We start from the raw sequence: 17,419 nt of genomic DNA on the forward strand, positions 1-17,419 counted from the left end.
TTTTCCTTTCTGTTCTGAAAGAAAAATCAATTAATATATGAAAACTTACAAAAAAATTGGACTCGCAGCGTTTGCTGCGATGAGTATCGTTGCATGTAAGCCCAAGGGCACGAAGAATGTCGTATCGGGTGATGCAGCGCAGAAGGTTTACGTTGCGCCAGGGCAGCACGATGAAGTTTACAACTTTGTCAGCGGTGGTTTTAACGGTCAGATTAGTGTTGTGGGACTGCCAAGTGGTAGAACACTGAAAATCGTTCCTGTATTTTCAGTTCACCCAGAAAACGGATATGGTTTTAGCGAGGAAACGAAACCAATGCTTGAAACTTCTCACGGTTTTGTACCTTGGGATGATCAGCATCACCTTGCTTTATCACAAACGAATGGCGAGATCGACGGTAGATATTTATTCGCCAATGCGAATAATACTCCACGTGTAGCAAAAATTGACCTCAAATCTTTCAAAACGACAGAGATTCTGGAGATTCCTAACTCTGCCGGTAACCACTCCTCTCCTTTCCTAACAGAAAATACAGAGTATGTAGTTGCAGGAACACGTTTCGCAGTACCAGCTGATGGTGCGGGCGACGTACCTATTGAATCTTTTAAAGAAAACTTCAAAGGTTATCTTTCTTTCATCGGAATTAATAAAGAAGATGGTAAAATGGACATTACGTTCCAAATTGAAGCGCCTGGTTTTAACTTTGACTTGTCACACGCAGGTAAAGGTAAATCGCATGGTTGGTTCTTTTTCTCTTGCTACAACTCCGAACAGGCAAATACACTTCTTGAAGTAAATGCTTCTCAGAATGAGAAAGATTTTATTATGGCAGTGAACTGGAAAAAAGCTGAAGAGTATTTGAAAGCTGGAAAAGCTAGAAAAATGGCGGTAGAATATGCTCACAATACTTATGATGAGTCTACGCATATGGCAAAATCAGAAATTTTGAAAGAAGTTTCTGTACTTTCTGCAAAAGAATTAAAAGACATCTGCTATTTGATTCCTTGTCCAAAATCTCCACACGGGTGTGATATTGATCCAACAGGAGAATATATTATTGGATCTGGAAAATTGGCAGCATTAATCCCTGTCTTCAGTTTTGATAAATTAATGAAAGCAATTGCTGATAAAAACTTCGCTGGTGAATTTGATGGTATTCCAATCGTTAAATATGATGCAGTTTTACACGGTGAAGTTCAGAAACCTGGTTTAGGACCATTGCACACTGAATTTGATGGAAAAGGAAATGCCTACACTTCCATGTTCGTTTCTTCCGAAATTGTGAAATGGGACATTAAAACATTGAAAGTTTTAGACAGACAGCCAACTTTCTATTCTACAGGTCACCTTATGGTTGTTGGTGGAGACACTAAAAAACCTTACGGAAAATACCTAGTAGCGTATAATAAAATTACAAAAGACAGATATTTACCTACAGGTCCGGAATTGGCGCAATCTGCCCAGCTTTTCGACATCACGGGTGATAAGATGAAACTGCTTCTGGATTTCCCAACCATTGGTGAACCCCATTATGCACAAGCAGGACCCGCCGAACTGTTTACCAAAAATCAGGTTAAATTCTTCAAACTCGAAGAAAATAAACATAAATATGTAACCAAAGGTGAAGGTGAAAGTAAGGTCGTCCGCGAAGGGAATAAAATCCATGTCTACATGACCTCAATCCGTTCTCACTTTGCTCCAGACAATATAGAAGGGGTAAAAGTAGGTGACGAAGTTTATTTCCACGTGACCAACCTTGAACAGGATTGGGATGTCCCTCACGGATTCGCAATCAAAGGCGCACAGAATGCAGAACTACTCATTATGCCGGGTGAAACCAGCACACTGAAATGGGTTCCACTGAAACCAGGAATGTACCCGATGTACTGCACCGATTTCTGTTCAGCATTACACCAGGAAATGCAGGGATATGTAAGAGTATCTCCGGCTGGCAGCAACACTCCGCTTATTTATTCTTTGAATAATAAAAAGGACAATGCGCAAAGCCCAGTGAAAGAAGGTGAAACCAAATAACAATTTAATTAAAGGGCAGTTTTCACTGCCCTTTTTTCTTTTTGATGATATCTCTCAGTTTGTAACTTTTATCACACCCAAGTTGAATTAAAGTGTCGAACTTTACAATAGGAACTCCTCAAAAGAAGGCACCTAAAAACAAACCTAATGAAAACACTACCACTACACAAATGGTCAAAAATTTTGCTTATCATTTTAGGAATAGGCTTGGTGATCGCGATTTTTGTACCGATCTGGTCTATCTATCTTAATGCTCCGCAATATCCCGAAGGTTTAGCAATGTTTATCCACTCTAATAAAGTGAGTGGTGAATACGAAATTATCAACGGCTTAAATCATTACATCGGAATGAAAGAGATTCATGCAGATGAATTTTGGGAATTTAAAATCTTGCCGTTTGCCCTGGCTTTTTTTGCAGCATTGTGCTTTTTGGCAGCTTTTCTAAACAGCCGAAAAATACTTTATGCATTAACCGCATTATTCCTGCTTTTCGGGATCGGATTTGTTATTGATTTTTGGCGATGGCTTTATGATTACGGCCACAACCTAAACCCTCATGCTGCGATTATTGTTCCCGGAATGTCTTATCAGCCACCCTTGTTTGGATACAAGCAATTACTTAATTTTGAAGTTTGGTCTTACCCAAATATTGGCGGAGGAATCATGATTGGAGCCGGAGTAATTTTACTTATCTTAGCATTTGTAGAATTTAGATCTGCTAAAAAAGCGATTTAATCATTACATTTTGATTGATAAAAAGTTGTATAAATTTAAAAATATGAAGTTATTTAAAAACATTCTTGTAGCAGCAAGTGTCATCACTTTAGCATCTTGCGCAGAAAAAGGACCTCAAGAAATTACGGTAGGAAAAGATCAGTGCGATAATTGCAAAATGACCATTACAGAACCTAAATACGCGACTCAATTACTGACAGAAAAAGGAAGAGTCTATAAATTTGATGATATTGCCTGTCTTCGCGATTATGAAGTTTCTAATTCAGAAACTACGGGAAATGCGAAAACTTACGTCGCAGATTATCCAAGTGGTAAATTTGTTGAGAGCAATACGGCAACCTTCATTAAAGGGGGTGATATTAAAAGCCCGATGGGTGGAAACACACAAGCTTACTCCGATAAAGCAGCGGCTGAAAAAGCAGCAGCTGAACTTGGCGCAACCTTAACCAATCCATAAAAAAATGTGCAAACTTGTAGTCAATTAGGTCTACAACGAGTATGAAACATGAAAAAATTATCAGCAATCTTACTATTTTTACTTTTACCGGTCTTTGCATTTTCTGCAGTTTTAAAGGTCGGTAAAAATGAACAGTATAAAAGCATTAAACAAGCTATCGCCGCCGCAAAAAGCGGCGATACTGTTTTAGTTCAAAAGGGAATTTACCGAGAAGGCACCATTGACTTGGAAAAATCAATTGCTTTAATTGGCATTGATCGACCTATTATTGATGGAAATTTTAAAGGAGAAATTATAACATTCCGCGCAGACCGAATTATCTTAAAAGGCTTTAAACTCATCAACAGCGGTCGCGATGAAATTCGCAGTGTAGCCGCCGTACATGTTTACACCAGCAGCAATTCTGTCATTGAAAATAATATTCTGGAGAATAATTACTTCGGAATCTATATCCAGCGTGGGTACCGAATTTTGATTAATAAAAATAAAATAACAACGGATCGGGGAACTTCCCAGGAAAATATCGGTGATGGCATTCACCTTTTAGGAAGTCAGGAAATTTGGGTTAAAAACAATTACATCAGCGGACATAAAGACGGAATTTACCTTGAAAAAAATATAAAATGCTACGTTTATCATAATCTTTCCCGCGACAATTTGCGCTATGGCTTACACTTTATGTTTTCCAATGACAGCGTCTACACTTCTAATGTTTTCGATAATAATGGAGCTGGTGTTGCCGTCATGTACGCAATGAACGTGAGCATGTATCACAACAAATTCATCAATAACTGGGGCGACAGCGTGTACGGACTTTTATTAAAGGAAATATCGTACAGTAAAATCAAAGGCAATATCTTTCAAAATAACACGACCGGAATCTTTGCCGATGGCGCTACCAAAATCGATTTTTACAACAATCAGTTTGAGGATAATGGCTGGGCTATAAAAATCAACGCCAACTGTATGGAAAATCGCGTCATACGAAACAATTTCATCAACAATACTTTCGATGTGAGCACGAGTGGTTCTGTGGTGATGAATGATTTCCGCTTCAATTACTGGGATAAATATGAAGGGTATGATTTAAATAAAGATAAAATTGGCGATGTGCCATTTCATCCTCTGAGTTTATATTCTGTTTTGGTTGAGCAGAATCCTTCTGTAATGCTTCTGTTTCGAAGCTTTTTAGTAGATATGTTAGACAAAACTGAAAAGATAATTCCCAGTCTTACACCAGAAAGTTTCGTTGATGATCAACCGGTTTTAAAACCAATAAAAATTTAACTTCATTATTTTCATATAAATAATGGTCAAACTTAGAGCTCCACGATGGTAAAGCATCTGAAAGATATGATTGAAATTAATAATTTAACAAAGAAATTTAATAAGTTCACCGCCTTAGATGACGTGAATTTAACCTTCAGCAATGGTCATTCTATTGCCTTGATCGGCCCGAATGGATGTGGGAAAACCACCATGATTAAATGCATTCTTGGCTTAAATGTGGTAGAAGACGGCGATGTTTTGGTGGATGGAAAAAGCGTGAAAGAAGATTATAAATACCGGGAAATTATAGGCTATATGCCACAAATCGGGCGTTATCCGGAAAACATGACCATCGCAGAAACCATCAAGATGATCAAAGACACGCGCAACACTCCTGAAAATGAGTTGGATACGGAACTTCTGGAAGCATTTGATCTTCCCAGCATTTACGATAAAAAAATGCGGACCCTTTCTGGTGGAACTACACAAAAAGTGAGTGCGGTTCTTGCTTTCCTTTTCGATCCGAAAGTAATTATTCTGGATGAACCTACTGCAGGACTCGACCCACTTGCGACCGAAATCCTGAAAAACAAAATCATTCAGGAAAAGAATAAAGGCAAGTTGATCATCATCACTTCTCACCTTCTAAGTGAACTTGATGACATAATAAGCGAAATCGTTTTCATGAATGAGGGGAAAGTAGTGGTCCATCAATCTGTAGAAGATCTGAAGAAAGAAACCAACACCGACAAGATCTCAGACGGAATTATTTCTATTTTAAAAGCCATGAGAAAATGAACAAGATAGCACGTTTTATATTATTTGATATTTTAAAAAATAAAATTGTAATTCTCTACACGGTTTTACTTTTCATAATTTCTTGGTCCGTTTTAGGCCTCGACAGCAATTACACGAAAGCAACATTAAGTTTATTGAACGTAGTTTTACTCGTTGTTCCTCTGGTAAGTGTTATATTTTCAACAATTTACGTTTATAACAGCAGTCAGTTTATAGAGCTTTTATTGAGTCAGCCAGTGCCACGCGCAAGGGTTTGGTTCAATCTTTTTTTAGGTCTTTCCACTGCTTTAGTGTTTGCTTTTCTCATTGGGTGCGGGATTCCCATCCTCTTATATTCATCTATAGAAACAGGCGCTTCACTTTTGATTACAGGAATATTTCTTTCCATTATTTTTACCTCTTTGGCCATGTTAGCTGCAATTTCTAGTCGAGATCGTGCAAAAGGAATTGGCGTTTCCATATTTATCTGGATGTTTTTTGCCATTATTTATGATGGAATTTTACTCGTGCTGATGTTTCAGTTTGGCGATTACCCGATCGAAGGTATTATGGCCACGCTGGCTGCCGTAAATCCCATAGGATTATCGCGTATTTTCGTTCTTTTGCAATTGGATGTTGCTGCGATGTTAGGTCAGGCAGGTGCAATTTTCAAACAGGTATTTGGCTCTGGCGGAGGTCTTGTCATTTCCATGATTATCTTAACAATCTGGACATTTGTTCCTTTCCTTTGGTCCCTAATTAAATTCAATAAAAGAGATCTTTAAACAAGTCGAAATTCATTTACTAATAAATGATAAAACTCACCTAATTAAGGTGTTATATTGTGACCGTAGTCATAACTTTTATCAGTTTATTACGCTTAATTTTATACAGAAATAAAGGTTTAAAACCTGCCTCCAGTTTAAAAGTTAACAAATAAAATAAAGACTATGAAAAAATCAATCATGATGCTTGCAGTTGTTGCACTCGCTTTCAGTTCGTGCACGAAAAACGAAGAAGCAGCTACCACCGAAACCACGAGCACAGAAAATGTGGCAGTTGGAGGTCAGGAAGCAGTACAGGACGACGAAAGCGCACCTGATATTGTAAAACTTGCGGTAAGCAACAAGGACTTATCAACTTTAGTTACCGGAGTTCAGGCAGCTGGTTTAGCAACTTCATTAAGTAATGCAGGACCATTTACCGTTTTTGCACCGACGAATGAAGCGTTCGACAAATTACCTGCGGGAACATTGGATAATCTTTTAAAAGCTGAAAATAAGGATAAACTTAATGATATATTAAGTCACCACACCTACGTTGGTGTTATCAAGGCAGATCAGTTCACCGACGGACAAAATCTGGGAATGGTAGACGGAAAATCGATTACCATAAAAATGGTTGATGGAAAACCAACGGTAAACGGAACAGCTCATATCATCGCTTCTGTCCCAGCTTCGAATGGAATGGTGCATGTTGTAGATGCTGTAATCTTACCAGAATAAAGACTGTTTTTTTAGAATTTCATTTAATGTTTTGTTGCACTTCCCGAGTAAATTTGGGAAGTGTTTTTTTATAGCGTCTTCTTCTTCAAACTAACCAATATGGCAAGCAACGAAAACATCATTAATAATGAAACAGCAAGTAGAATCTCGGCTGCATAAGGGATCGCAACATACTGAATCGAGAAAATACCCATCAGTCCCAAGACTGCTTCATTTAGGAAAATTCCTAAAAGCAGTAGTTTTAATGCCGTAGTTACAGGTTTCGTAATTTTGAAAACGTTTGTTGCTAAAATTTGATTGAGTAGAAAAATAGACACACACATCAATAAAATCAAATGTAAATAAGCGATGATTACATTTCGAAAACCAAAGGCAAACTGACTGAGCGCGGGAACATTGGAGCCCAATTGCAAAGCTATTTTAGCGAAGAATGCAAAACCAACGTACATTAAAACAAAACGTTGCAGCGCCGAAAAATTAACCACCAGTTTTGGCCAATTTCTTTTTACAACACCGTACAATTTAACAGCAGCAACAGTCTGCGCTATTGTTGCAAGCAAAATCACGATAAGAATCCAAAGCGGAATTTTCATCCAAAGGACTGATAAACCGAAGCCAATTAATCCGCCAATAAACATCAGCCAGAAAATCAACTTATTTTCCTGCTCCGAAATTTCAGAACCTATTTGTTTAAGGGAAAGAATGAGAAAACCGATGCAACTGAAAATGAAGAAGCCATTATACTGAAAGTGAAGATAATAGTAGGTAGAAGCCAAATATAGCGTCTGGTTCATATTTTCTGTCATCATCATATAACTGAGCGTAAAAACGCCAATGGAAGAAATGACGGCGAAAAACATTCCACCTAAAAACCAAGGTTTCACTAAATCGTGATTTCCTTTTAAATCTCTTATTAAATAGAAAAAGAAGACAAAACTTGTCAATAATGCCGCGGTAGATGCAGCGATCGACGCCCAAAAATATCCATTATAAATAAAACTCGGAATCATCACAAACGCTGCAATGGCATTAATGACCAATAAAATGTTATATTTTTTTAATTTATTTTCAGGTAAAATTCCGTGTAAATATTTGATGATGAGAACATAAATAATCTGCGTGATCCACCCATAAAACGCAAAATGGGAATGTGCTTCCTGCACATGTTTTTGATCAACGATCGGCAGCGAGTAGGCGATTTTATAACGCATAATACAGCCCAAGACAGCAACCAGTAAAAAATTAAACACAGAAAACCGGAGCCAAAATACAATATTCTTCATATTACAAAAATAAAATCAAAAATCTGATTAACACTATGATTCAGGTCATCCTTGATATGATATCGATCACCCTTTAAAAAATAATTTTACCACTAACAATCTCCAACTTATCCTCTTTCTCCATTTTTTTAATGGTTCTGATGACCGTTTCTATCCGAAGACCCGTCATGTGCGCCAAGTCTTTTCGAGTAAGTTTTATTAATGTTTTTTCGTGTGCTTTCCCGTTTTCGCGTTTAAATTCCTGCAATTGCTGTAGAATTCGATCTTCAGGATTAAAGAGTACAATCTGCTTGAGGAGCAGACTTTTTTTGATGGATTTGTGCGCCACCGACAAAGTAAACTGGAAAAGAATTTCTGGATTTTCTTTGAGATATTTGATAAGATTGTCCCGATGAATTTTGATGATATCCACTTTTTCTGAACAAACCTCTACATTCCCTGGAAATGGGACACCAAGAAGGACTGCTGGTTCTGCAAAAAAATGGCCTGCTTTTACTTTATGCTGAAGCAGTTCTTTGCCTTTTTCAGTAAGGTTAGAGACCGCCAGTTCGCCCTCTTTCAGGTAGTGAAAGTATTGAGAACATTCCCCTTCGCTGAAAATAATATCACCTTTATAATATTTTTTAAATTCAGCTTTGGTTTCCTTCAATAAACCATCTTCCAGTACAAATTTCATGTAATCGCAGTTGTAATTCCTCAAATATAGCAAAGTTTTTACTTTAAAATTAAAAAATAACGTTATAAATTTCCGATTTTGCAGGGCAAGTTCAAAGGTTAACCCATCTTAAATCTCTATTTTTGAGAAACCAAATTTTTTAAAATGTCTAATCTTTTCAATCCGAGAGATATTACGTGGCTTGCTTTTAACGAAAGGGTTCTGCAGGAAGCAATGGATCCCAATGTTCCGTTACATTTACGCATTCGTTTTTTAGGGATTTTCTCCAATAATCTTGACGAATTTTTCCGGGTTCGCGTTGCAGGTTTGAAGCGTGCCATGGATTTCAAGGATAAATTTATTACCGAATCATTCTATCAGCCTCCGACAAAAATTTTGCAACGAATCACCGAGATCGTCATCCGACAGCAGCAAAACTTCGATAAAACCTGGAAAAAAATTCAGATCGAAATGGCTGACCAAAAAGTTTACATTAAAACTGCAAAGAATTTAACAGCGCAACAGAAAAGATTTGTCGTTTCTTATTTTGATGAAATGGTAGAAAGCAATGTAATTCCTATTCTCCTTCATGAAAATACAGCAATGCCTTATCTCCGCGACAAATCACTTTATTTAGGTGTTGCGATGCGCAAAAAAGAAATTCAATACGAAAGTAAATTTGCGATCATTGAAATACCTTCCCGAATTTTAGGAAGATTTGTAATACTCCCAACTGAAAAAGAAGGCGAGAAAAATGTGATGTTGTTAGAAGACGTTATCATTTTTAATCTTCCGCATATTTTCTCCTATTTCGGTTATGAAGAATTTGAAGCGCACTGTTTTAAAGTAACGAAAGATGCAGAATTTGATCTGGATAACGATATTCGAACAACACTCGCTCAGAAAATAGAAAAAGGTATAAAATCCCGACGAAAAGGAAAACCAACGCGTTTCGTTTTCGACAAAGTAATGGATAAAGCATTGCTCGAATTTCTGATTCGTAAATTAAATTTAAGCAAAAAAGACAGCATCATCCCAGGTGGAAAAATACATAATTTCCGGCATTTTATGGAGTTCCCGGATGTTTTTGAAGCCTACCAAAAACCTATCGAAAGAACTTCATTCGATCATCCAGATTTTATTGGGAATCGCATTACAGATGTAATTCTGAAAACCGACATTTTACTCTCTTTTCCTTACCATAATTTTACGCCGGTTATTGATTTGCTGCGGGAATCTGCCATGGATCCTGATGTAAAATCAATACAGCTTACAGCATATCGCCTCGCCAGCCATTCCAAAATAATTAATGCGTTAATTAATGCCGTTCGAAATGGAAAAGAAGTAACGGTAATGCTGGAACTTCGCGCACGGTTTGATGAAGAAAATAACCTGCAGTGGAAAGAGATTTTAGAGCAGGAAGGCGTGAAAGTTTTGATGGGAATTCCGAATAAAAAAGTACACGCAAAACTTTGTGTGATCAAAAAAAGAGTTCACAACAAGACGGTTCAGTACGGCTTTGTAAGCACCGGGAATTTTAATGAAAAGACCGCAAAAATATATGGCGATCATTTGCTGATGACTGCTGATCGAGGAATTATGGCAGACATTAATAAAATTTTTAATGTCTTAAAAAAACCAAAACAGGATATTATGCCGGCCTTAAAATCCTGCAAAAATTTGCTGGTTTGTCCGGATTTTATGCGGGAAAAAATCATTCAACATATCGACAAAGAAATTGAGGAATCCAAAGCCGGTAAAAAAGCATTAATTATCATTAAAGTAAATTCCTTAAGCGACCGGGATTTGATTCAGAAAATCTACGATGCTGCAAAAGCTGGCGTAACGGTAAAGATGATTGTAAGAGGTATTTACTGCGCTATCAATCAGAAAGATTTTAAACAAAAAATCATGGCAATAAGTATTGTTGATGAATATTTGGAACATTCGCGCATCATGTATTTTTATAACAAAGGCCACGAAGATATCTATATTTCATCGGCAGACTGGATGACTCGAAACCTGGATCACCGAATTGAAGCCGCAGCAAAAATCACCCAGAAAAACCTTAAAAAAGAAATTAAAGATCAATTAGACATTCAGTTAAATGACAACGTAAAAGCCAGAATTTTAGATAAGAAACTTAGTAACCTATATGTAGAAGGTGGCAAAAATCCAATTCGGTCTCAAATAGAAATCTATCATTACCTGAAAAATAAATTGTCGGACAATTGAATTTTACAATTTATCTGAAATTAAGAAATTAAACTACCATTTAAAAAAGGAAATTTTACGATCTAATACTTTGTATGCTGCAAGATAATCTACTATCTTTGCACTGCTTTTAGAAAAGGGAATCGTGTGTAAATCACGGACTGTCCCCGCAACTGTAAATCACCATTAGTGAAACTGCAATACAACCACTGAGCAATCGGGAAGGTGCAGTTTTGTGAAAGTCAGGAGACCTTGCTGAAAGTATTAACCTAAAAAATGCTTTCGGAGGAAAAGCCTGAATAATGATTAAAAAATACTCCTTTTCGGCTTTGTCGGTCTTTGCTTTTTTCTTCAGCTTCGCGCAGGAGCAGGCTATAGACACGGTTTTTATCTTCGACAAGCAACTCAACTCTTCTAAAAAATTTCAGAAAATCACTCTTTTAGAAGAAGATGATTTACTAAGAAATACAACCAATCTTTCAGACGTTCTACGTTTTCAATCGCCAGTTTATATTAAGGAAAACGGCCGCGGTTCGGTTTCGTCGCCTTCTTTCCGGGGCACAACCGCCCAGCAAACGGCTTTTGTATGGAATGGAATAAATATAAATTCAGTTCTTGTAGGACAAGGCGACGTGAATAATATGAATTTATTAGGTTACGATCAGCTTCAAATAAAATCCGGTGGCGGAAGTGTGATTTACGGCAGTGGCGCGATCGGTGGCACGATTCATTTAAATAATGAGCTTTCTTTTAATAAAGGTTTTCATTCCACTTTCTTTCTGGAAGCCGGTTCTTTCAGTATATTGAATACTTTTCTAAAAACTTCTTTCAGCAACGATAAATTATCGATAAAAGTTTCCGGAAATTATGTGAAAAGCGATAATGACTATGAAGTTCCAGAACAAAAATACGTGAACCTGAACGGTTCGTACCAAAATAAAAACTACAATTTAGGTGCAGCTTATAAGATCAATCCACAAAACACCGTTTCCTGGCAAACTCAAATTTATGATGGTGAGCAACACTTCCCTATTTTCTCTGAATTTGCAACCAAAACAAAGTATTTGACTCAGACTTTCCGAAGTTTACTGGAGTGGAACTTTAAAAGTTCTCAGTTTAGCAACACTTTTAAAGTTGCTTTCTTACAAGATGATTTTCAATATTTTGACCATCTTGAAGGGCCAAAAAATAGCGGCGGAAATTCTCACGTTTACTTGGCAAAGAATGATTTCAATTATTTATTTAATGATAAAATTGCAATTAATCTAATTGCTGATTATCAAACTACTACGGCAGAAGGTTTTAATTCTGGAATTCAAACGCCGAAAAGAAATTCGGGCTCCTTGGCGGGTTTATTACGATGGAATCCTTCCCATAAATTTAATTTTGAAGCAGGGATAAAGCAAGATTTCGTAGAGAAGATAGAATCTCCTTTTCTTTTTTCATTTTCCGGAAAACTGAATGCGTCTCCGTTTTATAATGTGGCTTTAAATATTTCGAAAAACTTCCGATACCCTTCCTTTAATGATCTTTATTGGAAACCTGGCGGCAATTTAGATTTAAGATCAGAAATTTCTCATCAGGCAGAACTTGTCAATAAATTTACATTCGGCAATTTTACGTTTAATGCAACTCCCTATTTTATATCGATAAATGATATGATTCGCTGGCTTCCAAATAATAAAGGAATCTGGGCGCCCATCAATACCAATAAAGTAGAATCTTATGGTTTAGAATCTGAATTAAATTTCGCCAAAGATTTTGGGCAGAATAAAACAAAATTGTCTGTAGGATATGGTTTTGCACATTCTGAAAATGTAGAAACGAAAAAATTACTGTCTTACGTACCTCAACACAAACTTTTCGGAACTGCGGTTTACCAATATCAAATTTTCGAACTATTTCTGCAGGGAACTTATAATGGGCTCACCTATACGACAGACGACGAAAACTTGCAGTATTCAATCGATCCTTATTTTGTAATAAACACAGGCGTTAAAGTTATCCTGCTGAAAAACTACCAAATTGGTTTTAAAGTGAATAATGTATTTGATGAAGTTTACGAAACGACAAAGGATTATTTTTTACCAATAAGAAACTATAGCGCTAACCTTTTAATTAACTTTTAAATAAATAAAAATGAAAATTTCTAAATTGCTGGCTCCAGCATTTGCCCTAACTCTACTCTTTAATATTTCCTGCCGGACAGAAGATCCTGTAGTAGAAGTACCAAAAGGTGCGTATGACCAAGGAATTTTAATTACCAATGAAGGTGGTTTTTCTACGCCAACTGCTTCTGTCACTTTCCTGACAAAAGACTTATCAAAACAAGAGAATAATATTTATAGCGCCAATAATAGTGGCGAAAAATTGGGCAATGTTTTCCAAAGCGTAGGATTTAAAGGGGATTTGGCTTATCTCGTGATGAATGTTCCGAACAAAGTCGAAATTGTGAATCGGTATTCTTTTAAGAAAACAGGTTCAATTACTTCTAATTTAAGTTCACCAAGATATATCGCTTTTACAGGCACTAATACGTACATCACCAATAATGATTTTTTCAATGTTAGAAAATTAAACATTTATGACAATGGAAATAATTTTATTAAAAGTATAGATTTTGACCGTTATGCCGAAAAAATTACGGCTGTGAAAGGGTTTATTTATGTACAAACTGATGGAACAACTTACGATGCTGATTATAACGAATTGCCGACCGGACATACAATTACCAGAATTAATGGAACAACAAACACTGTCGATCAAACGATTACTTTAAATGATAAATTAATTATTCGCGACATGATCTCCGATGGTAATTTTGTGTATGTTTTAACTTCTGATGAAAAAGAAAGCAATATGTACCGAATTTCTGCAACAAGTGGTTTACAGCAAAGAATTCCATTAACCGGAGCGCCGGGAGCTCAGAAATTAGCCTTGGATGGTAATAAATTATACTTCTTAACTGCCAGCAATAAAGTCTTTAATTTCAATGCAGATGCTGCGATGGAACTCATGAAAGTCACTGCAGATTATGCGTACGGATTTAATGTAATTGATGGACAGGTTTATGTATCCGACCCCTCTTTCTCCTCAAGCAGTAAGGTTAGAATTTACAACATGAACGGCGATCTACTAAAAACAATGACGACAGGAATAGGAACGAACGGTTTCTACAAAAATTAAAACACATCCCTATATTTTAATAAAAAGCCCTTTCAATTTTTTGTGAAAGGGCTTTTATTTTATATAAAAAAATTTACGATAGAATCAATCCAAGAGTTTCTCCTTCTTTAATCACGAAATTTCTGGCTTCATCTTTATCATTTCCTATTTCACCTTCCAGAATCGCTTCTTTTACTTTTTCTTTCAAAATACCAATTTCACGGCCTGGTTTCAAACCGAACATCGCCATAATTTCTTCGCCCGAAATTGGAGGTTGAAAGTTACGAACGTGATCCTTTTCTTCTACTTCTTTAATTTTCAGGGCGACATATTCAAAATTCTTTTTAAACTTAGTTTGTTTTGAAGAATTCTTGGTCGTGATATCTGCTTTATTTAAAATGAATAAATCTTCTAAATCTTCGCCGGCATCAAAGAGAAGTCGTCGCAGTGCAGAATCCGAAGTTCCATCATCAATTAAAGCAATCGGCCGCGAGGAAAGTTTAACCAATTTTTGAACATATTTCATGTCGGTACCAAGCGGTAACTTTAGACGGTGGAAAAGGTTTTTCACCATTTTAGAGCCTAAAAATTCGTGACCGTGAAACGTCCAGCCACTTCCTTCTACAAATTTTTTCGTGGGTGCTTTTCCGATATCGTGGAGCAAGGCTGCCCAACGAAGCCAGAGATTTTCGGTATTTTGTGAAATATTATCTACGACTTCCAGCGTATGCCAGAAATTATCTTTGTGGGTTTGCCCGTCAACTTCTTCAATTCCTTTCAACGCAGTAAGTTCAGGAATCACCAAATGTAGAATTCCGGTTTCCTCCATTAACTTTAGACCTAAAGACGGTCTTTCTGAAAGCATAATTTTGTTGAATTCAACCATAATTCTTTCCATCGAAACGATCCTAATTCGCTCTACTTCTTTTTTTATGGCAGCTAAAGAGTTTTCCTCAATCTTAAAGTTTAAAGTGGAAGCAAAACGAATGGCGCGCATCATTCGCAAAGGATCATCAGAATAGGTTTGACTTGGCTCTAACGGCGTGCGCAATATTTTATGCTGAAGATCTTGCAATCCATTAAATGGATCAATTAAATCACCGAAATTTTCTTGATTTAATGATATTGCTAAAGCATTTACGGTAAAATCCCGACGTTTCTGATCGTCTTCCAATGTTCCATTTTCCACCAATGGATTCCGTGAGTGTTCCGCATAACTCTCTTTTCTGGCACCTACAAATTCCAAATCCAAACCTTTATGTTTGAACATGGCAGTACCATAATTTTTAAAAAGGGAAACTTTGGGTGAAGGTTCAATCTGCTGTGCTACGGCTTTTGCCAGACTCATCCCATTACCTTCCGTTACAAAATCAATATCGGTAGGTGCAGAGCGATTCAAAAGTAAGTCGCGAACATAACCTCCGACAATGTAAACAGATTGTCCGTTATTTTGGGCAATTGTAGAGATTAATTTAAAGAGTTTTAAATTTCTATTTTGCGTAAGATTGATGTTCATAAGCGATCGCCAAGATTTGTGCAAAGATAAAGCTTCTTGCTCAATAGTTTCTCCATTCGAAGTCTGTAACTGAGAAGTGAACATAAAAAAACCCAATGGCCATTGAGTTTTTACTGAATAGCTATATTACTAAGGCGTATCTTCCAACAGCCAGTCATCAATTTCCTCTTCAAGATATTCGGTCTGCAATTTTATGGCATCCAGAAAATCATCAGGAATGTTGGATGTATCTGTATGTTCTAAATTCCACAATTCCTGCGACATCGTTTCGTATTCAGCAAAAACACGTTTGAAACGTGGACTTTCTTTCTCTAACGCCTCTATCTTCTTTTGTAGAGGCTTGAACTTTCGGGGCGGCATCTGGATTCTCATGGCGTATTTATTAGGGTTTTTATAAAATAATTTCAACACAGAATTAAATAACAACGAAATTTAATCTTCAATAAGTCATTCAAAATGAGAACTTTGTATCCCTATCTTCTCTTTTGACTAAATAAAAGTAAACAAATTATAGAAACGAAAATATATTTTAACAAGTTTTTCTGATTGTTTAACATATAATTTTAAATTTGCATCGGTAGTCATGAAAGAACTTTTCTTAAAACAAAAACAAATCTTATTTTTTGGAATCGCAGGAGCGCTGAGTGCTTTTGTGGAGATAGGGTTTTTCAAGATTTTCACCATTTACCTTCCGCTGATTTTCGAAAATGAAAGAAATTTTCATGGCATTCATTTTCCGTTAAGTAATATATTATCAACAGGATGCGGCATTATTACCAATTATTTTCTGAGTATCTGGTTTGTTTTTGAAAGAGGAAAACACTCGAAAAAGCGGGAATTCGCTTATTTCATGTTTATCTCTATGCTTTCAACTATTTTAAGTTTAAGCTTCTTTCAAATCTTCTTCAGATATACATTCAGCGATAATATCGATTTAGGATTTTTTGTATTTAGCCGGGAAATTTTAAGTAAAATAGCTGCTATTCTTCTTGTTTCAGTACTCAATTACTCTGTAAAAAAGAAAGTTATTTTCAACGGTTAATATCAATAATGAGAAACCAACATTCAGAGCATATTTCAACCATATGACGAAAATATTAAATTACATCTGGCGCGGATGGATGATTCTTTTAGGAGCTGTGCTCACCATTTTATTGGGAATTCCTGTCTTAATTTTTTCAATTAAAAAAGAGCATTACCCAATTGCGTACAAATTTATACGTCACTGGTGCTTCGGCATGTTCTATGGCATGGGATTTCGCTACGAATTGATTAATCTCACTGAAAAAAAGATTGATAAAGATTTGCAGTATGTATTTATATCTAACCACACTTCTATCATGGATGTGATGTTACCGTGTATTTTAATGCCTCATCACCCACTTTGCTACGTTGGTAAAAAGGAACTTGTAAAAATCCCTATTTTTGGAATCATCTACAAAAGAATATGTGTAATGGTTGACCGAAGTTCTGCTAAAAGCCGCGCCGACGTTTACCGCCGCTGTGCCGAAAGGATGGAAGAAGGGCAAAGTATTGTGATTTTTCCGGAAGGTGGCGTGGCGGAGGACACCTCCATTATATTAGATGAATTTAAAGATGGCGCTTTTACACTTTCCTCCAAACATCAGTCACCAATCGCCGTATTTACTTTTGTCGGATTAAAAAGAATGTTTCCCTTTGATGCATCTCGCGGATTTCCCGGAAAAGTAAAAGTTTATTTTACAGACATCATAGAACCGCATCACCCCGTTTCCGAATTAAAAACGGAGGCGTTTAATCAAATCAAAAATGTTTTGGTAAAATTCAATTGA

At 36.5% G+C, this 17,419-nt stretch carries 16 protein-coding genes and 1 riboswitch; of the genes, 12 read left to right on the forward strand and 4 right to left on the reverse strand.

The genetic code is table 11. The annotated features are described in order from the left end of the window. The first annotated feature begins 37 nt into the window (after positions 1-37). The 7 genes from nosZ to LC814_RS06100 all read left to right on the forward strand — a co-directional run bounded on the left by nosZ (position 38) and on the right by LC814_RS06100 (position 6,775). Positions 38-2,032: a Sec-dependent nitrous-oxide reductase gene (gene nosZ, locus LC814_RS06070; protein WP_226065738.1), complete on the forward strand. Its 1,995-nt coding sequence runs from the start codon at positions 38-40 to the stop codon at positions 2,030-2,032. Positions 2,033-2,179: 147 nt separating this feature from the next. Continuing rightward, positions 2,180-2,767 (forward strand): hypothetical protein, encoded by a 588-nt coding sequence (locus LC814_RS06075; RefSeq protein ID WP_226065740.1) that lies wholly within the window; start codon positions 2,180-2,182, stop codon positions 2,765-2,767. A 43-nt stretch (positions 2,768-2,810) separates the two neighbouring features. Next, positions 2,811-3,224, forward strand: coding sequence for a nitrous oxide reductase accessory protein NosL (locus tag LC814_RS06080; RefSeq protein WP_226065742.1), 414 nt, complete (start codon positions 2,811-2,813; stop codon positions 3,222-3,224). Positions 3,225-3,272: 48 nt separating this feature from the next. After that, positions 3,273-4,511: a nitrous oxide reductase family maturation protein NosD gene (locus LC814_RS06085; RefSeq protein WP_226065743.1), complete on the forward strand. Its 1,239-nt coding sequence runs from the start codon at positions 3,273-3,275 to the stop codon at positions 4,509-4,511. Positions 4,512-4,556: 45 nt separating this feature from the next. After that, positions 4,557-5,291 carry an ABC transporter ATP-binding protein gene (locus LC814_RS06090; RefSeq protein WP_311135720.1) on the forward strand — a complete coding sequence of 245 codons (735 nt, stop codon included), beginning with the start codon at positions 4,557-4,559 and terminating at the stop codon, positions 5,289-5,291. Beyond that, entirely contained in the window at positions 5,288-6,055 is a 768-nt protein-coding gene (locus LC814_RS06095; RefSeq protein WP_226065744.1) for an ABC transporter permease subunit, read from the forward strand. The genes LC814_RS06090 and LC814_RS06095 overlap by 4 nt, the downstream gene beginning before the upstream one ends. Positions 6,056-6,220: 165 nt before the next feature. Continuing rightward, positions 6,221-6,775 carry a fasciclin domain-containing protein gene (locus LC814_RS06100; RefSeq protein ID WP_226065745.1) on the forward strand — a complete coding sequence of 185 codons (555 nt, stop codon included), beginning with the start codon at positions 6,221-6,223 and terminating at the stop codon, positions 6,773-6,775. Between the two features lie 68 nt (positions 6,776-6,843). On the opposite strand, the gene LC814_RS06105 is transcribed toward LC814_RS06100, so the two are convergent. Further along, complete coding sequence (locus tag LC814_RS06105) at positions 6,844-8,058, reverse strand: hypothetical protein (RefSeq protein WP_226065747.1); 1,215 nt, start codon at positions 8,056-8,058, stop codon at positions 6,844-6,846. A 73-nt stretch (positions 8,059-8,131) separates the two neighbouring features. Continuing rightward, the gene (locus tag LC814_RS06110) at positions 8,132-8,734 is read right to left on the reverse strand and encodes a Crp/Fnr family transcriptional regulator (RefSeq protein ID WP_226065748.1); all 603 of its coding nucleotides are present in this window, start codon (positions 8,732-8,734) and stop codon (positions 8,132-8,134) included. A gap of 144 nt (positions 8,735-8,878) precedes the next feature. Here LC814_RS06110 and ppk1 point away from each other — a divergent pair, with 144 nt between their 5' ends. The 3 genes from ppk1 to LC814_RS06125 all read left to right on the forward strand — a co-directional run bounded on the left by ppk1 (position 8,879) and on the right by LC814_RS06125 (position 14,113). After that, positions 8,879-10,948 carry a polyphosphate kinase 1 gene (gene ppk1 / locus LC814_RS06115; protein WP_226065749.1) on the forward strand — a complete coding sequence of 690 codons (2,070 nt, stop codon included), beginning with the start codon at positions 8,879-8,881 and terminating at the stop codon, positions 10,946-10,948. 61 nt (positions 10,949-11,009) lie between these two features. Further along, a riboswitch (cobalamin riboswitch) is annotated at positions 11,010-11,200 on the forward strand. Between the two features lie 29 nt (positions 11,201-11,229). Beyond that, a complete protein-coding gene (locus LC814_RS06120; RefSeq protein WP_226065750.1) occupies positions 11,230-13,056 on the forward strand; it encodes a TonB-dependent receptor plug domain-containing protein in 1,827 nt (608 codons plus the stop codon). Between the two features lie 10 nt (positions 13,057-13,066). Beyond that, complete coding sequence (locus LC814_RS06125) at positions 13,067-14,113, forward strand: DUF5074 domain-containing protein (protein ID WP_226065751.1); 1,047 nt, start codon at positions 13,067-13,069, stop codon at positions 14,111-14,113. Positions 14,114-14,186: 73 nt separating this feature from the next. Here LC814_RS06125 and LC814_RS06130 read toward each other — a convergent pair whose 3' ends face one another. Both LC814_RS06130 and LC814_RS06135 read right to left on the reverse strand, forming a co-directional pair. After that, positions 14,187-15,608 carry a CCA tRNA nucleotidyltransferase gene (locus LC814_RS06130; RefSeq protein ID WP_226065752.1) on the reverse strand — a complete coding sequence of 474 codons (1,422 nt, stop codon included), beginning with the start codon at positions 15,606-15,608 and terminating at the stop codon, positions 14,187-14,189. Between the two features lie 129 nt (positions 15,609-15,737). Next, the gene (locus LC814_RS06135) at positions 15,738-15,980 is read right to left on the reverse strand and encodes a hypothetical protein (protein ID WP_226063071.1); all 243 of its coding nucleotides are present in this window, start codon (positions 15,978-15,980) and stop codon (positions 15,738-15,740) included. Positions 15,981-16,191: 211 nt separating this feature from the next. On the opposite strand from LC814_RS06135, the gene LC814_RS06140 reads away from it, so the two are divergent. Continuing rightward, positions 16,192-16,650, forward strand: a complete 459-nt coding sequence (locus tag LC814_RS06140) for a GtrA family protein (protein WP_226063072.1) — start codon at positions 16,192-16,194, stop codon at positions 16,648-16,650. A gap of 43 nt (positions 16,651-16,693) precedes the next feature. Further along, the gene (locus tag LC814_RS06145) at positions 16,694-17,419 is read left to right on the forward strand and encodes a lysophospholipid acyltransferase family protein (protein WP_226063073.1); all 726 of its coding nucleotides are present in this window, start codon (positions 16,694-16,696) and stop codon (positions 17,417-17,419) included.

Origin of the sequence: Kaistella polysaccharea, from assembly GCF_020410745.1 — a bacterium.
Taxonomy (GTDB): Bacteria; Bacteroidota; Bacteroidia; order Flavobacteriales; family Weeksellaceae; genus Kaistella; species Kaistella polysaccharea.

What these genes read in the sequence shown, in the direction of transcription:
- nosZ (WP_226065738.1), top strand. Translation starts at nt 38, where the DNA reads ATGAAAACTTACAAAAAAATTGGACTCGCAGCGTTTGCTGCGATGAGT.
- LC814_RS06075 (WP_226065740.1), top strand. Translation starts at nt 2,180, where the DNA reads ATGAAAACACTACCACTACACAAATGGTCAAAAATTTTGCTTATCATT.
- LC814_RS06080 (WP_226065742.1), top strand. Translation starts at nt 2,811, where the DNA reads ATGAAGTTATTTAAAAACATTCTTGTAGCAGCAAGTGTCATCACTTTA.
- LC814_RS06085 (WP_226065743.1), top strand. Translation starts at nt 3,273, where the DNA reads ATGAAAAAATTATCAGCAATCTTACTATTTTTACTTTTACCGGTCTTT.
- LC814_RS06090 (WP_311135720.1), top strand. Translation starts at nt 4,557, where the DNA reads ATGGTAAAGCATCTGAAAGATATGATTGAAATTAATAATTTAACAAAG.
- LC814_RS06095 (WP_226065744.1), top strand. Translation starts at nt 5,288, where the DNA reads ATGAACAAGATAGCACGTTTTATATTATTTGATATTTTAAAAAATAAA.
- LC814_RS06100 (WP_226065745.1), top strand. Translation starts at nt 6,221, where the DNA reads ATGAAAAAATCAATCATGATGCTTGCAGTTGTTGCACTCGCTTTCAGT.
- LC814_RS06105 (WP_226065747.1), bottom strand. Translation starts at nt 8,058, where the DNA reads ATGAAGAATATTGTATTTTGGCTCCGGTTTTCTGTGTTTAATTTTTTA.
- LC814_RS06110 (WP_226065748.1), bottom strand. Translation starts at nt 8,734, where the DNA reads ATGAAATTTGTACTGGAAGATGGTTTATTGAAGGAAACCAAAGCTGAA.
- ppk1 (WP_226065749.1), top strand. Translation starts at nt 8,879, where the DNA reads ATGTCTAATCTTTTCAATCCGAGAGATATTACGTGGCTTGCTTTTAAC.
- LC814_RS06120 (WP_226065750.1), top strand. Translation starts at nt 11,230, where the DNA reads ATGATTAAAAAATACTCCTTTTCGGCTTTGTCGGTCTTTGCTTTTTTC.
- LC814_RS06125 (WP_226065751.1), top strand. Translation starts at nt 13,067, where the DNA reads ATGAAAATTTCTAAATTGCTGGCTCCAGCATTTGCCCTAACTCTACTC.
- LC814_RS06130 (WP_226065752.1), bottom strand. Translation starts at nt 15,608, where the DNA reads ATGAACATCAATCTTACGCAAAATAGAAATTTAAAACTCTTTAAATTA.
- LC814_RS06135 (WP_226063071.1), bottom strand. Translation starts at nt 15,980, where the DNA reads ATGAGAATCCAGATGCCGCCCCGAAAGTTCAAGCCTCTACAAAAGAAG.
- LC814_RS06140 (WP_226063072.1), top strand. Translation starts at nt 16,192, where the DNA reads ATGAAAGAACTTTTCTTAAAACAAAAACAAATCTTATTTTTTGGAATC.
- LC814_RS06145 (WP_226063073.1), top strand. Translation starts at nt 16,694, where the DNA reads ATGACGAAAATATTAAATTACATCTGGCGCGGATGGATGATTCTTTTA.